Raw genomic sequence first — 15,072 nt, 5'->3', positions numbered from 1 at the left:
AACAAACAAACAAACAAACAAACATTCAAAATGAAAAATACTGTATTAACTTCTTTGGCTTTAGCAAGTGTACTCGCACTTTCGGGCTGTAAAGAATCAAAACCTGAAAGAGAAATTGTGGGCAAAACGAAAAAGGAAATTGTTTCCTTCGCTCCAAAATTAACCGGAAGAATTCTCACCATTAAAGTAGAAGAAGGACAAACCGTGAAAGTGGGAGATACGCTTGCAATTTTAGATGTTCCGGAAGTTTCCGCGAAAATTGCGCAGGCACAAGGCGCAACTTCTGCAGCCAGAGCACAAGTTCAAATGGCGAAAAATGGCGCAACCAACGATCAACTTCGTCAGTTAAAAGCAAAACAAAAAGGTTTACAAGAGCAGTTTCAATATGCGCAAAAATCTTTCAACCGCGCGAAAAACATGTATGCTGACAGTTTGCTTTCGCCCCAAAATTACGATGAATATTTTGCGAAATATCAAGGTGCGAAAGCGCAGTTAGATGCGGTGAATGCTGAACTTCATGATGTACAGTCCGGAACACGCTACGAAAAAATAGAAATGGCGCAAGGACAAGCCAATCAAGCAGCCGGTGCTTTGCAGGAAGCAAACATTGCGAATTCTGAAAAATACATCATCGCTACCAATGACATGGAAATTGAAACCATCGCGTTGAATAAAGGAGAATTGGCAACTGCAGGTTATCCACTTTTCACAGGTTACATTCCGGAAACTTCTTATTTCAGATTTACGATTCCCGAAAGTAAAATTTCGAAATATCAAAAAGGAATGACCGTCAAAATGTTGGTAAACTATAACAAAAAAGAATTTACCGGAAAAATTGTCGCCATCAAACAATTGGCAAAATATGCAGATATCACGACCGCTTTCCCTGATTACGAACCGGAAGAAGCGATTTACGAAATTAAAGTAGTGCCGGAAAATCAGAAGGCAGCAAAAGATATTTTGATGAATTCTAACGTGACTTTAAAGTAATTGTATAATTAAAAGTCACAAAATGAAACAGATCAAATATTTATTAAAAAGGGAATTCCGCCTGTTCTTAACGAACAAAACCTTGATTTCGGTTTTCTTTTTAGCGCCGGTTTTCTATGCGTTATTGATTGGATTTACTTACCAATCCGGGAAAGTAGAAAACATTCCCGTGATCGTGGTGAATCATGACAACACGCCTTTATCCGATCAACTTTTGGAAATGCTTCAGGACAGCAAATCGATAAAAGTGCTGAGTTACATCAACGAACCGGCTAACCTGAAAGACGAGACCATAAAAACGGAAGCAGCCGCTGTGATCATCATTCCGGAACGATTCGAAGCCATGATGCTGCAGAAAAAATATCCGGAAGTGAATGTTTATGTAAACACTTCAAACGTTTTGACAGCGAATTTCGCCACGAAAGCCATTCAACAAACTCTAGGAACTTTTTCCGCCGGAGCAGAAATAAAAGCCCTGCAAAAAAAAGGAATGAATGCCGATTTGGCGAAAACCCAGTTCGAACCTTTCAAAGCGAATTATATTACGCTCTTCAACACGACCAGCAATTACTTGATTTTTATGTGGCCTGCAATGATGGCGGTCGTTTTACAACAGGTAATTTTACTAGCGATGGCCGTTTCATTTTCCGAAGAATTTAAAAGAGAATCCTTCATCAAAGATTTCGCCGGTAAGGAAAAATATGCGGTTGCCGTGATGGCGATAAAATGTCTGCCAATCTGGGTTTTTGCGAATTTCAACATTCTTTTCTTCTATCTGTGCAGTCTATATTTCAAAATTCCCGTCCCGGATAATGTCTGGAATTTCTTCCTAATTACTGCAGTTTTTGTCGTCGCGGCAACGAATCTCGGAGTTTTGGTAAGTATCGTAATTCCGGATGCATTGAAAGCAACTCAGTATTTAATGGTGATCGCGTCACCTGCATTTATCATTAGTGGATTTACTTGGCCGACTTACGCCATGCCGGAATTTATCAAAAATTTTACGGCAATTATTCCTTTAACGCCTTATTTAGAAGCGCTGAAGATCATGGTTGTTCAAAACGGATCTGCAATTTTAACTAAAAAATATCTGGTTCACTTGCTGATTTTAGGTTGGGTTTATTTCATTATCGGCTGGATCGCTTTGAAAATTAAAATCCATTTTCTATTTAAAAAATACAATATTTCAGAAAATTACGAGGAGGAAATTCCTAGCAAAGAAAATCCGAACTTAATCATCGACGATGAAAATTTTCTGAATTAAAAAATAACAGTTTTCATACTGTTTGTTTGTTGAGAACGTCTGGACTTCGGTTCGGACGTTCTTTTTTGGCAGACATTTCCGCCTTCCACTCCCAATCTTTTTTACTCCTCGTTCCTCGTCGCAAAAAAGGATTTCCGTTCAAGTCGGGCTGCAGATTTCGCTTCTTTCAATATTATTTACTATTTGAGATTCTTCAACTCATTTCCGATTCTGAAAAAGCTCTTAGACTTTGCTGAGTGAAATCGAAGATTCGACGAAGTCAAACGCCTTTGCGTCCGCAATTTTGGTGCATATAGAAAAATTCACTTTGCGCAATTTGCGTTTAAATGTATTTTATTCTGGCAGCAATTCTCTAAACACCATCAGTTTCATATTCTTTTCATTATTTTTGTGGAAACTACAACGCGTGAAACTTTTAGACCAAATTTCGAAATACATCCAATTAGATCCAATTACGGAAGAGTTTTTCCACACAGAAACCCAAACCAAAACTTTCGCAAAAGGCGAATTATTAAGCCATCAAAACACCTATAACCGAAATGTATATTACATGGAAGAAGGTTTAGCGCGAACCTATTATTTCGAAAAAGGAAAAGACATTACGACCAATTTTTATTCAGAAGGAAAATCCTTCGGCAGTATTGATACCATTTTCGCAAATGTTCCCACCATTTATAATATCGAAACTTTAGAAGAAAGCACCATCACTTTTTGTGATTATAAAAAACTTGAAGAATTGTTTTCTGTTTCATTGACCTCCGCAAATTTCAGTCGGTTTCTTTTAGGGAATTTAATGACGCAAATGTCAAAACGGGTTAATTCTTTACAACATATGACCGCGAAAGAAAAATACGCCCAACTTTTAGAAGAAAATCCAAATATTATTCTGCGTGCTCCTCTTGGAATGATCGCATCTTATCTTGGGATTTCACAGGAAACATTAAGCAGAATCAGAAGTGAAATTTAATTTGAAAATAGTCTCGTAATAATTTCTATTTTTGTTAAAGTAAATACAAACTATGCAAGACATCTTCAACGCGAAAGAAGCGCAGAACTATATCGACAGAATCAACAAACTTTCACCCGAAACAAAAGGGAAGTGGGGAACAATGAGCGTGGACCAAATGCTGGCTCACTGCAACGTCACTTATGAAATGGTTTATGAACCGCAAAAACATAAAGCACCAGGCGGAATTGCGAAGTTTATTTTAAAGAATTTCGTAAAATCAAAAGTAGTGGGAGAAAAATCCTATTCGCAAAATTCGCCAACGGCGCCACAGTTTAAAATAAATGGAGATCAGGATTTTGATTTAGAAAAAAAACGATTAATCGGCTTCATTCAAAAAACACAACAGTTAGGCAGAGACGCATTTGACGGAAAAGAATCGTTCTCTTTCGGAAAACTAAAAGCCCAGGAATGGAACAATATGTTCGCGAAACATTTGAATCATCATCTGGAACAATTTGGAGTTTAGGATTAACTAAATATCACAAATTCAAAACCACAAAGTCACAAAAGTTAAGTTGAAAACAAGATTAAAATTACTTTTCCTAAAAGAACACAAAACCTTTGAAAATATATAGATTTTCATTTTGTGAACTTCTATTAATAATTTTTTAAAGTATGCTTTGTGACTTTGTGGTTGAAAAAATAAGTGCGTACTTTTATTGTTATTTACCGACTTAAATTTTTTAGAAAAACACAAATCATGAAACAATTAACCCTTTTATTTTTGCTGATCAGCACTTTTGCGTTCTCGCAGATGCCCAATATTTCCAGTGTTTGGATGAACAATTCTCAACCTTATGTTGGAACGATCAGCGCTGAGAAAATGCCGATGAAGTTGAGAATTTTAACTTCTGAACAAGACAAAAAGAATGATCAGGAATATTTTGTTTCCGGATTTTCTTTAGTAGAAAAAACAAATACCAAATTCGAAGGCAAACTGAAAATCACAAAATACAAACCTGGCAAAAAAAGAAATACCGTTTTCGGCGAATATGAATTGGCCGAAGAAGGAACCGGAAAACATTCCGGAATCTTAAAAGGGAAATTTATTTACACTTTCCTGTGGAATAAAAAAACCGAGAAAATCGACCAGCAATTTATTGAATTCATCGGCACCTGGAAGAGTTATGATGGCACTTTAAATTACCCAACCAACTGGAAAAACTAATAATGTAAAAATAAAATTATGGCAACTGTTAATCCTTATTTGATGTTCGATGGAAACTGCAAAGAAGCATTTGATTTTTATAAAAATGCTTTTGGGAAAGAGTTTGCAGATATAAATTTTTTCGGCGATATGCCGGCACAAGAGGGAACACCACCTATGTCTGACGCTCAGAAAGCAATGGTGATGCATGTTAGATTAGAAATCTCCGCAGAAACCACATTGTATGGCAGCGATATTTTTCCTGGAACTCCAGGTTTTAAATCCGGTGACAATTACTCGGTTTCTATCAATGCAGATTCCCGCGAGGAAGCCACCGATTTGTTTAACAAATTATCCGAGGGTGGAACCGTCACAATGCCTTTAGCAGATACCTTTTGGGGCGCTTATTTCGGAATGTGGAAAGATAAATTCGGGATCGACTGGCTGATAAATTATGATGATCCTGCGAAAGTTCATCCTCATTAATTTAAGGAGCATAACCACTCTCGCTTCTTTCAAAACCAGTCCCGCTGTCCACTATATCCCAAGCAACACCAAGGCTTTCGCTTTTGGGGATGCCGTTTCCATCGGGGCTAGGAGAAAGTGTGATTTTTCTTTTCAAAAAAATTAAAGCTATGAAGTTTACTTTAGAACAAATCACCGAAGCCCAAAGAAAGAGTACAAATTTTCCGCTCTTCATTCAAAATTTGAGGATTTTGGGAGTTGCCGATTTTGTTACTTCTGTGAGCGGTGGCTACACCGATTATTTCGATATGGATAAGGAAAGCATAAATTCAGAACCGACACACGATTTCCTCGTTGCTGAAAAAGCGGATAGAGCAAAATTTTTGAAATGTTTAAAATTGCATCAATCGGGAGCAACTGATTTTACGGAATTTTGTAAAGATTGTGCAGAAAACGGAATTGACTGCTGGATTGTAGATCTCCAAAAAATGACCTGCACCTATTATGATAAAACCGGTCAGGAAATATTGGTTGAGAAAATTCCTTCCGCATCATATTAAACAAAAAAACCTTTCAGCCTTTTAAAGGTTGAAAGGTTTTTCATTTAAATCTATAAAGGTTTAAATATTTGTATTTTCCAAAATCACGGCGTAACCTTGTCCAACGCCAATACACATTGTCGCCAGCGCATATTTTTTTCCGGTTTTCTGAAGTTCCAAAGCCGCCGAATAAGTGATTCGGGTTCCACTCATTCCCAGTGGGTGACCGAGTGCAATTGCACCACCATTAACGTTTACACGCGGATCATCATTGGCAATTCCTAGTTCCTTTAATACTGCAATACTTTGCGCGGCAAATGCTTCATTCAGTTCTATAATATCAATTTGATCTAATGTTAAGTTGGCTCTTTTCAAAGCCAATTTCGTGGCTTCTACAGGTCCGATTCCCATAATTTTGGGCTCAACACCAACCACGGCAGAACACACAATTTTTGCGAGAGGTTTCAATCCATAATTTTTTACTGCTTCATCTGAAGCGATGAGTACGGCAGCAGCGCCGTCATTTAAACCTGAAGAATTCCCGGCGGTTACGGAGCCGTTTTCTTTCACAAAAGCCGGTCTCAGTTTACCCAAAACATCTAAAGTTGAATTAGGTTTGATAAATTCATCTTTATTAATAACGACTGGTTCTCCTTTTCTTTGTGGAATAATAATATCCGATATTTCCTCTGCCAATCGTCCGCTTTCTTGAGCTTTTGTCGCTTTCATTTGAGAGTTCAAGGCAAATTCATCCTGTTCTTCCCGCGATATTTTATAAAGTTCTGCAAGATTTTCGGCAGTTTTTCCCATGGCATCGATTCCATACATTTTCTCCATTGTGGGATTCACAAAACGCCATCCAAAACTGGAATCAAACATTTTAGAATCTGTTCCGAAAGCTGATTCGGATTTAGAAAGAATATACGGGGCTCTCGACATTCCTTCTACACCGCCTGCGATAAACAGATCGCCCTCATCAGATTTGATAGCTCTCATTGCCTGCACGATAGAACTCATTCCCGAAGCACATAACCTATTCACCGTTTCTCCCGGCACATTAATTGGGATCCCGGCTAAAAGTAATGCCATTCTCGCAACATTACGATTATCTTCTCCAGCTTGATTGGCACAACCAATAATCACATCATCAATTTTATCTAAAGGTAAATCTGGATTTTTTTCAATAAGACTTTTTAAAACAGAAGCCATTAAATCATCCGTTCTTACCGGAGCTAAACTTCCTTTAAAATTTCCGATGGCTGAACGGGTTCCGTCAATGATATATGCGTTTTTCATGCTTTATTTTTAATGAGCGTAAATTTAAGAAAATAAAAAAGACTTCCATGAGCGGAAATCTTTCAATAATTAATTCTTTATAAATTCCAGTAAAGGTTTTATAAAACGGTCAAAGACTTCGATATGTGGCGAATGTCCTACGTTATCGAGTTCAACCAGTTTTGAATTTGGTATTTTCCTCTGTGTTTCTTTGCCTAGGTTTTGGTAAAGTCCCATCAAAGGTTGCATTTCTTTTGGGGCATTTGCTTTTCCAATGGCAGTTCGGTCGCGGGTTCCAATAATTAAAAGGGTAGGAACAGCTATTTTTTCAAAATCATCTACAACGGGTTGCGTATAAATCATATCCGAAGTTAAAGCGGCATTCCAGGCTGTGATGGGGAAATCTTTCGAAATCGTCCAACCGGCAACAAGGTTCAGCCAAGGTTCATATTCGGGTTTCCATTTTCCGTCATAATAAAATTTCAACTGATAATCTTTGTACGATTGATAGGTGTTTTTCAGTTCTGAAGCATAAAGCTTATCAATATTTTGATAGGGAGAAAAATTACGGTAATCTTCTAACCCAATTGGGTTCTCCAAAATGAGTTTTTCAATATTATTGGGATACATCACGGCCATTTTGGTAGCTAACATTCCGCCCATGGAATGACCCAATACAATGAATTTTTCAATTTTTAAATCATCTAAAATGGATTTGGTATTTTCTGCCAATTGCTGAAAACTGAATTGATATTGTTTCGGTTTGGAAGATTTTCCGAAGCCAATCTGATCCGGCATAATCACTCGAAAACCTTCTTCAAGTAGTGCTTTTGCAGTTTGTTCAAAGTAAAATCCATTGAAATTTTTACCGTGAAGAAGTACAATTGTTTTTCCGTTCGTCTTTGAAGGTTTTTCATCCATGAAAGCCATTTTTAATTCTTGTCCCTGATTCTTTAGCGTTTTAAAACTCACCGGAAAAGGATATTTTACAGTCGTTAATTCTGCATCGTAAGGCTGCAATTTTGATAAATCCTGAGATTTCATATTTCCGAAAAAAAGTAGGACCAGAACGTAAACGATTTTATTTATTTTCATGTATTAAGATTTTCTCAAAAATACAAAAACTATTTTGTGAATATTTCTTAATCTCTCAAAGCCAAATGACCTCTGGAAATTTGGATTTTCGATAAAATAAAATTCAGATTTTTCCTTTTCGGCGGGTTTTTTGCTGTCATCATCGTTTTTTCATGGAAGGGCAAGAATATCAAAAATTTGAAAACATTCTTCTTATTAATTAACTGAATGATTTACAAAACCAAATACAGACAACTTATTCATTATTCCTTGATCACGTGCGCTTTGTGTATTCAGTTGATCATCTGCATTTTTATTTATAACGAATATTTTAACGGAAAGAAGGTAGAAGTCATTGAACATAAAATTCAGGAAACTTATGTTCTGAAGAATTTAATGGAAGAATCCCGGAAAAATCTGTTGAGTGCGCAGGATAATTTACAGAAATATGTTTTTAATAATGATAAAAAATATTTAGAGTCTTATTTTAAATCATTACGAAATTTAAATAAAAATCTGGACAGCATCAGTGCGTATAAAAATATCAATCCTACCTTAAAAATTTTCATTGATGCCAGGAAATCTGAACTTTCAAAGCTTCCGGATTTAGAAAAATCGATCAATTCTGTTTATAAAGAATTTAAGAAACCTGCGCCTGCAAAAGTTCCTTTTAAAATTAAAGATTTTGAGGTAAAAAGTATTCCCAGAAAGACCGATACCAAAATTGAATATCACTTGGACAGTGTGGCGAAAAAGAATTTTCTTGGAAGACTGAAATCTGCCGTAAAAAATGATGTCGACGTACAGAGAGAACTAACCATTATTTCTACCAAATATGGAGATTCTGTGAATTCCGACCAGATAAAAACGGATATTGACAGTACGATAAATGCGGTAAATAAGCATTATGATAATGAAATTCGGAAATATGAATCCAGCATTCAAAATTCTGAAAAAAGGAACGATAACCTATATAAAATTTATGATCAACTGATATTGTACAGTAATAATTGGATGGGGATTTACAATATCGCGGTCAACGATTTTAGTAAAAATTTGGAAAAAGAGCTTTACGAACAAAACTCGATCAATAACAAAATACGAAGATACTCGGTTTTAGGATTAATGATTTTAATGTTCTTTGTTCTGATCGTTGTGGTTTACTATAATCGACAATCGTATCTCTACGAGAATAAACTGAAGCTGGCTTATGAAGAAATTAATAAGAACCTGAATTTTAAAAATAAAATTTTAGGAATGTTGAGTCATGAAATTCGTTCTCCTTTAAAGATCATCAATATTTTTATAGATCGGATCAGTAAGAAAACCAGTGATGAAAACATTGAAGATTATTTGAAAACTATAAAATTTACGAATAATTCTTTACTTATTCAGGCCAATCAAATTTTGGAATATACCAAGAATCAGGAAAAGAAAGTAGAATTGAAGCCCATTGCGTTCAATCTTCGAAATGAAATTAAATCCATATTACGGGCATTTGAACCCTATATTGAATCAAAGAATAATGTTTTTGAAGTAAAGAATGAAATTGCTGCTGAAGCTGTAGTTCTTGCAGATAATATTAAAATTCATCAGGTTTTTACGAATATTTTGGGGAATGCAAATAAGTTTACAGAGAACGGTACCATTCGGCTTACCATGCTGACTCATCATGTAAATGACAAAACTTTAAAATTAAATGTTTCCGTTTCCGATACGGGATCTGGAATTTCGAAATCTGATATTAAGAATATTTTTGAACCATATTTTCAGGGCGTTGTTTCTAATGAAATTGATAATCTTGGTGCAGGTTTGGGCTTGAATTTATGTAAAGAAATCATCGATCTCTTCCGCGGAACTATTTCTGCACAAAGTACTTTGGGACAGGGAACAACCGTATCTTTCGCCATTAATTTAGATATTGTACAATGAATAAATCGATAAAATTTTTACTGGGTGATGATCATAATATTGTGCGTCAAGGCCTGCAGCTGATTATTGGAGATGTTGTAGAAAATTCGGAAATTATTCATGCTTCAAGTTTGGAGAAAATTTTAAGTCAAATAAAGTCGACTTCTTTTGATATTGCAATTTTGGATGCACAGTTTCCCGATGGAAATTCGCTTTCAATTATCGCGGAAATAAAGCGTCTGCAACCCAATATCAAGATTTTAATTTTCACAAGTTTTGAAGAAGAAAATTACGCTATAAAATTCATCAATGAAGGTGCTGATGGATTTTTGAATAAGTTGAGTGAAGAAAATGAAATTCAAAATGCCCTTCAGGAAATGATTGAAAAGGGAAGTTCGTTTCCGCCCTTTACCAAAAAAATGTTACAGTTGTCCGATGAACATATCGCACTCTTAAATCCCTTAAATCAACTGACAGAAAGAGAGTTGGAAATTGCATTATTATACGCGAAAGGCTTCGGAAATCTTGAAATAGCTAACTATTTATCGCTTCGGCAAAATACCGTAAGTACCTTTAAAAAAAGAATTTTCGACAAACTTAAAGTCGAGAGTTTCGTTGATTTAATTGACCTAGTAAGGACACATCATGATCTGTAAATACCTTTCTTGTAGATAAATATCTACAAACCGCTAGACAAACATCTACTCTATTTTCCTTCGAAAAAAATCCCTTTGCCTTTACTTTGTAAGTGAATCTAATTCATCAAAATAAAGTGTAAGAAAATGGATAAAATAGGAATACAGAAAAAGCAATCTTTACGTGACCGACTGTCGCGTGGCGTTTCAAAAATCAAATCATTAAGTAAAAGAGAGTTCGGCGTTTTAATTATTGTACAGATTTTAATGTTCAGTGCAATTTATGCCGTCAATAATTTTTCTCCGTATTTTGAACAACTGCATTTTGTAAGAATGCAAACTCTTTCCGGACGGATTTTAATTTTTTCTATGTTTTCTATCCTGGTATTTCAGGTTTCGTTTCTACTGTATATTGCTTACCTGTTTTTTAAATATAAAGCGGTAGAGTCGGTGAGCGATGAGGAGTTGCCGAGCTGCACCATTATTGTTCCGGCTTATAATGAAGGGAAGTTGGTCTATCAAACTTTGATAAGTATTGCGGCAAGTGATTTCCCTGCCCATAAAATGGAAGTGATGGCGGTAGATGATGGTAGCAGCGATGATACGTGGTATTGGATCAATAAAGCCAATGCAGATTTGGGAAATACCATTGCGGTTCATAAACAACCGGTAAACAAAGGGAAGAGACATGCCTTGCATCTTGGATTTACCACCGGTAAAGGGGAGGTATTTATTTCGATCGACAGCGATTCTGTGGTAGAAAAAAATACCATCAGAAATTTAGTGAGCCCTTTTGCAGTGAATAAAAACTGTGGTGCGGTCGCAGGAAATGTAAAAGTTTTGAATAAAAATCAGGGAATGATCCCAAGAATGCTGAATGTGAGTTTTGTTTTTAGTTTTGAATTTATGCGGGCAGCACAGAGTTCTTTAGGGTTTGTGTTGTGTACGCCGGGTGCTTTATCGGCTTACAGAAGAGAGGCTGTTTTACATTCACTAACAGATTGGATCGATCAAAAATTTCTAGGCCGCGCTGCAACAATTGGTGAAGACCGCGCAATGACGAATCTAATTTTGAAACAAGGCTATGATGTACAGTTTCAAAAAAATGCAAACGTGTTGACCAATACGCCGACTTCATTTAAAACGCTTCATAAAATGTTTACAAGATGGGGTAGAAGCAATGTTCGTGAAACCTTAATGATGAACAAATTTGTATTTGGTGATTTTAGAACCAAAAATAAGGCAGGCGCCCGATTTATCTTCATCAATCAGTGGGTTAATTTGCTTGCTGCGTTTCCACTGATGTTTTTGATGTTCTACTTTTTATTGACGCATCCGCTTTTATATTTGAGTTCAGCCTTGACGGGAACGTTCATTTTCGCAAGTATACAGATGTTGTTCTTTAGTAAAAAATATAATTTTATTGATGCACTTTGGGCATATCCGTACAGCGTATTTTATTTATTTGGACTTTTCTGGATATTCCCCTTTTCAATTGCGACCGTTAAAAACGGAGGTTGGCTAACGAGATAACTTTCAATTTAAATAAGAGAGAAAATTGCTTCCTTTGATATTCAATTATCAAAGGGAGTTTTTTTTGAATATTTTGATGCAACTGCTGATAAAGATAATTCCTGCTGCGATCAAGGCTGACATATAAACTTGTTGACTTCCTTCTTTATTCGCAATGGCAATCGCAACCAGTGCCCAAACCGCAACCAAAGCAAATAACGGTGCGTTCTTTTTCCAGGTCATGAATAGATGAATGATTGCAGCGATAACGATTAAAATTATGGTCCATGTAACTTCTGAAAGTCCTAATCCGCTCCATTTAATTTTTGTGAGCCAGGCAGCAACAGCAGCAATTAGAGCCACACTTACCCAACCGGCGTAAATCTGAACGGGAAAGTTGATAAACCATTTTTGTGCGTTTCCTGAATTGTATTTTAATGCTTCCATCAATATCATTAAAAGAGATATAAAAGCTACGGCTAAAACGATCACGGAAACGCCAATAAAACCATAGAGCCAAGTCAAAATCCAGACGCAGTTGGAAAGACATGAAACGACAAACCACCAGCCGATTTCTTCTACAAATCCATCTGCTTCACTTTTAGAGGGACTGAATAAACTTCTGCCGGTATAAAAAACGAACCCAATTAAGAGTAAATAAATAAGACCCCAGATAGAAAATGCGTATCCTGCCGGCGTAAATAAATTATGGTACTGGTTAGAAACATTCGCAATTGTTTTCCCGTTAAAAATTCCTGTGTTGCTTAAATAATTAAAAATGATGGTAAACAATAAAAAGAAACCATTTGCAATTTGTAATGTTTTTTTCATATTTCTAAATTTTTAAATCAGTATATTAATTATTTAGTTCCTCAAAATTACTGATTTATATCTTAAAGAAGTGAAATTTAAATATTTCGGAAGTTCTTCCTTTAAAAGCATTTTTGAGATTTATGGAAAGACTATTCGTACGATTCCCACCATTTTTCGTAAACTTTTCCGTCATCATTCCAATTTACTTTTTCCCCAATTTTTGGAGTAATTAAACGCAAATTTTCTTTTTCATTGAGAATCGAAATTTTTTCAAGCGGTTCCTTCCAGCCATGCAAAGCGAGTTCAAATTTAGAATTATGAACAGGTATAATATGGTCAGCTTTCAGGTTTTTTGCTGCAACCAAAAATTCTTCGGGCATCATATGAATATAGCGCCAATCCTTATTATATTGTCCAAGTTCTAAAATTGCCAGATCAAAACCGCCATGTTTTTTACCGATCTTTTCAAAATGATCATCAAAACCGGAATCACCACCAAGATAAATTTTTCGTTGTGGAGTTTCGAAAACAAAACTTGCCCAAATCGCCTGATTTCTCTTCATCGTACGACCCGAAAAATGTCTGGCTGTTTCTGCGTAAACCTTAAAACCGTTTCCTAAATTAAAAGATTCACCCCAATCCAGTTCGATGATTTTTTTTGGATCGTATTTCCAATATTCCAAATGTTCGCCCGTTCCTAATCCCGTAATAACCGTTTTCACTTTTGGATTTAGTTTTTTTACGGTTTTATAATCCAGATGATCCCAATGATCATGTGTGATGATTAGATAATCAAGGTCGGGAATGTCATCGGTAGAATAGAGATCTGATCCTTCAAAGGCTTTTGTTGTAAAAGAAACAGGGGAAGCGTTGCCACTGAAAACAGGATCAACCAGAATTTTTTTACCCTCAATTTGTATGAAATAAGAAGAATGTCCCATCCATACATAAATGTCCTCATTGGGATCTAAATTCCTTAAATTGGTTTTATTAAGATTGAATTTCTGCGCTGGTTTAGCAAATTTATTTTTACCAAAAAGAAAACGAAACATGACTTTCGGCATTGAGGCATCTTCAGCCAGTTGAGGCGTATAATTGATATTATCAAACATATCCTTTTTGTAGTGCGGAGATTTTTTTATTCGTTCCAAACGCTTCCCGACCGGAGCTTTTCCAAAAGTGGGATGTTGAAGAAAAAGGAATACCGCACCCGCAAAAACTGCAGTAATGAGAAGGAATGAGATCATGATTTTTTTAAATATAGACATCGGTTATTAATAAGAAGCTTCATTTTATAAAACTATTGACGAAAGCTTTTCCTGTTAGGTGTAATAAATATTATCAAAATTAAAGAAGTGGAAATGTAATCAACGCTCTATTTTTAAATCATTATTAACTAATGAAACTCCTTATTATTAATAAAAATAAAAAATGATGTGTTGAAAATTTTTAAAAATAGAGCGTTGATTTGCTTCAGCTTCTGTATAAGAAAAAAGCACGCTTTTACACGTGCTTTCAATTTATTGAGGAGTAATACGTTGTTCTTCCAGTGTTCTTTTCTCTACTTTTTTAAAGGTATAGGCACACATTAAAATACTGAATTCATACAATAAAAGCAGCGGAAGTGCCGCCATCATCATACTTAAAACATCGGCCGGAGTAATGATTGCAGCCACGACCATAATTAATACAATAGCGTGGCGGCGATACGTGCGCATAAATTTTGGCGTAAGAATTCCGAGCGAGGTGGTAAAATAAACGAGTACCGGAAATAGAAATACGACACCCATTCCTAAGACAATTTGCATGAATAAGGTCGTGTAGTCGGTAAGATCAAATAACTGTACAATAGTATCTGAAACTTTAAATAATAGACTGAAATTAATTGCAAAAGGAAGGATTAAAAAGTACCCACATAAAATACCGAGAAGAAAAAGAATCCAGATAAAATTAATAACAAAAACTGAATTTTTTCTTTCTTTTGGATGAAGAGCGGGGGAAATAAAACGCCATAATTCCCAAATTAAATAGGGAAATGCAGCGACAATTCCACCGAAAATAGAAACAGCCATCATCACATTAAACTGTTCAAAAAGCTTTTTTTGCTGAACTGCAAAATTTCCCGGCAGCGTAATGCTGTCATGCCCGATCAATTCCCGGGAGAAATGGTTTACGACCCGAAATGTGTAAAAATCGTTACGGGTAGGCCCAAAAAATATATTATCCATGATCCAGTTAACATTGAATCCAACTACGATCGCACAAACCACAATTGCGATCAAAGAACGAATCATATGTCCTCTCAATTCAGTAATGTGTCCCCAGAAAGACATTTCCTTTTGTTCGCTCACAAAAATTTTAGTTTAAGTTTTTGATAATGTTGGTGTTTTTTAAACAACCAAATTCTATTAAAGATGCGAAATTAATTAAATATATAC

At 35.7% G+C, this 15,072-nt stretch carries 15 protein-coding genes; 10 read left to right on the top strand and 5 right to left on the bottom strand.

Features of this window, described 5'->3' with window-relative positions; genetic code table 11:
- Positions 1-30: 30 nt before the first annotated feature.
- The 7 genes from EIB73_RS03475 (at position 31) to EIB73_RS03445 (ending at position 5,435) form a co-directional block, all read left to right on the top strand.
- Complete coding sequence (locus EIB73_RS03475; protein ID WP_125022672.1) at positions 31-990, top strand: HlyD family secretion protein; 960 nt, start codon at positions 31-33, stop codon at positions 988-990.
- Positions 991-1,012: 22 nt separating this feature from the next.
- Entirely contained in the window at positions 1,013-2,254 is a 1,242-nt protein-coding gene (locus tag EIB73_RS03470) for an ABC transporter permease (protein ID WP_125022670.1), read from the top strand.
- Positions 2,255-2,483: 229 nt separating this feature from the next.
- Complete coding sequence (locus EIB73_RS03465; RefSeq protein WP_125022668.1) at positions 2,484-3,221, top strand: Crp/Fnr family transcriptional regulator; 738 nt, start codon at positions 2,484-2,486, stop codon at positions 3,219-3,221.
- 52 nt (positions 3,222-3,273) lie between these two features.
- Entirely contained in the window at positions 3,274-3,729 is a 456-nt protein-coding gene (locus tag EIB73_RS03460) for a DUF1569 domain-containing protein (protein ID WP_125022666.1), read from the top strand.
- 234 nt (positions 3,730-3,963) lie between these two features.
- The gene (locus tag EIB73_RS03455) at positions 3,964-4,431 is read left to right on the top strand and encodes a hypothetical protein (RefSeq protein ID WP_125022664.1); all 468 of its coding nucleotides are present in this window, start codon (positions 3,964-3,966) and stop codon (positions 4,429-4,431) included.
- 18 nt (positions 4,432-4,449) lie between these two features.
- On the top strand, positions 4,450-4,896 hold the full coding sequence (locus EIB73_RS03450; protein ID WP_125022662.1) for a VOC family protein: 447 nt from the start codon (positions 4,450-4,452) through the stop codon (positions 4,894-4,896).
- Positions 4,897-5,045: 149 nt separating this feature from the next.
- Positions 5,046-5,435 carry a DUF1398 domain-containing protein gene (locus EIB73_RS03445; RefSeq protein ID WP_125022660.1) on the top strand — a complete coding sequence of 130 codons (390 nt, stop codon included), beginning with the start codon at positions 5,046-5,048 and terminating at the stop codon, positions 5,433-5,435.
- A 60-nt stretch (positions 5,436-5,495) separates the two neighbouring features.
- On the opposite strand, the gene EIB73_RS03440 is transcribed toward EIB73_RS03445, so the two are convergent.
- Both EIB73_RS03440 and EIB73_RS03435 read right to left on the bottom strand, forming a co-directional pair.
- Positions 5,496-6,710, bottom strand: coding sequence for a 3-oxoadipyl-CoA thiolase (locus EIB73_RS03440; RefSeq protein ID WP_125022658.1), 1,215 nt, complete (start codon positions 6,708-6,710; stop codon positions 5,496-5,498).
- A gap of 69 nt (positions 6,711-6,779) precedes the next feature.
- On the bottom strand, positions 6,780-7,784 hold the full coding sequence (locus EIB73_RS03435) for an alpha/beta fold hydrolase (protein WP_125022656.1): 1,005 nt from the start codon (positions 7,782-7,784) through the stop codon (positions 6,780-6,782).
- Between the two features lie 207 nt (positions 7,785-7,991).
- Here EIB73_RS03435 and EIB73_RS03430 point away from each other — a divergent pair, with 207 nt between their 5' ends.
- From EIB73_RS03430 to EIB73_RS03420, 3 genes are all read left to right on the top strand, one after another.
- Positions 7,992-9,695, top strand: a complete 1,704-nt coding sequence (locus EIB73_RS03430; protein ID WP_125022654.1) for a sensor histidine kinase — start codon at positions 7,992-7,994, stop codon at positions 9,693-9,695.
- On the top strand, positions 9,692-10,330 hold the full coding sequence (locus EIB73_RS03425) for a response regulator transcription factor (protein WP_125022653.1): 639 nt from the start codon (positions 9,692-9,694) through the stop codon (positions 10,328-10,330). The genes EIB73_RS03430 and EIB73_RS03425 overlap by 4 nt, the downstream gene beginning before the upstream one ends.
- 126 nt (positions 10,331-10,456) lie before the next feature.
- Positions 10,457-11,842 (top strand): glycosyltransferase family 2 protein, encoded by a 1,386-nt coding sequence (locus EIB73_RS03420; RefSeq protein WP_125022651.1) that lies wholly within the window; start codon positions 10,457-10,459, stop codon positions 11,840-11,842.
- 48 nt (positions 11,843-11,890) lie between these two features.
- Here EIB73_RS03420 and EIB73_RS03415 read toward each other — a convergent pair whose 3' ends face one another.
- The 3 genes from EIB73_RS03415 to tatC all read right to left on the bottom strand — a co-directional run bounded on the left by EIB73_RS03415 (position 11,891) and on the right by tatC (position 14,985).
- Positions 11,891-12,652 carry a tryptophan-rich sensory protein gene (locus tag EIB73_RS03415; RefSeq protein ID WP_125022649.1) on the bottom strand — a complete coding sequence of 254 codons (762 nt, stop codon included), beginning with the start codon at positions 12,650-12,652 and terminating at the stop codon, positions 11,891-11,893.
- A 131-nt stretch (positions 12,653-12,783) separates the two neighbouring features.
- Positions 12,784-13,881 (bottom strand): MBL fold metallo-hydrolase, encoded by a 1,098-nt coding sequence (locus tag EIB73_RS03410; RefSeq protein WP_228411271.1) that lies wholly within the window; start codon positions 13,879-13,881, stop codon positions 12,784-12,786.
- 273 nt (positions 13,882-14,154) lie between these two features.
- Positions 14,155-14,985 (bottom strand): twin-arginine translocase subunit TatC, encoded by an 831-nt coding sequence (gene tatC / locus EIB73_RS03405; RefSeq protein WP_185144629.1) that lies wholly within the window; start codon positions 14,983-14,985, stop codon positions 14,155-14,157.
- Positions 14,986-15,072 lie beyond the last annotated feature (87 nt).

It is taken from the genome of Kaistella carnis (assembly GCF_003860585.1).
Lineage (GTDB): Bacteria > Bacteroidota > Bacteroidia > Flavobacteriales > Weeksellaceae > Kaistella > Kaistella carnis.
Note: the sequence above shows the minus strand (reverse complement) of the source record. Positions and strands in the feature narration are given on the sequence as shown.

Coding starts and splice junctions, on each gene's coding strand:
- EIB73_RS03475 (WP_125022672.1), top strand. CDS start 31: ATGAAAAATACTGTATTAACTTCTTTGGCTTTAGCAAGTGTACTCGCA.
- EIB73_RS03470 (WP_125022670.1), top strand. CDS start 1,013: ATGAAACAGATCAAATATTTATTAAAAAGGGAATTCCGCCTGTTCTTA.
- EIB73_RS03460 (WP_125022666.1), top strand. CDS start 3,274: ATGCAAGACATCTTCAACGCGAAAGAAGCGCAGAACTATATCGACAGA.
- EIB73_RS03455 (WP_125022664.1), top strand. CDS start 3,964: ATGAAACAATTAACCCTTTTATTTTTGCTGATCAGCACTTTTGCGTTC.
- EIB73_RS03450 (WP_125022662.1), top strand. CDS start 4,450: ATGGCAACTGTTAATCCTTATTTGATGTTCGATGGAAACTGCAAAGAA.
- EIB73_RS03445 (WP_125022660.1), top strand. CDS start 5,046: ATGAAGTTTACTTTAGAACAAATCACCGAAGCCCAAAGAAAGAGTACA.
- EIB73_RS03440 (WP_125022658.1), bottom strand. CDS start 6,710: ATGAAAAACGCATATATCATTGACGGAACCCGTTCAGCCATCGGAAAT.
- EIB73_RS03435 (WP_125022656.1), bottom strand. CDS start 7,784: ATGAAAATAAATAAAATCGTTTACGTTCTGGTCCTACTTTTTTTCGGA.
- EIB73_RS03430 (WP_125022654.1), top strand. CDS start 7,992: ATGATTTACAAAACCAAATACAGACAACTTATTCATTATTCCTTGATC.
- EIB73_RS03425 (WP_125022653.1), top strand. CDS start 9,692: ATGAATAAATCGATAAAATTTTTACTGGGTGATGATCATAATATTGTG.
- EIB73_RS03420 (WP_125022651.1), top strand. CDS start 10,457: ATGGATAAAATAGGAATACAGAAAAAGCAATCTTTACGTGACCGACTG.
- EIB73_RS03415 (WP_125022649.1), bottom strand. CDS start 12,652: ATGAAAAAAACATTACAAATTGCAAATGGTTTCTTTTTATTGTTTACC.
- EIB73_RS03410 (WP_228411271.1), bottom strand. CDS start 13,881: ATGATCTCATTCCTTCTCATTACTGCAGTTTTTGCGGGTGCGGTATTC.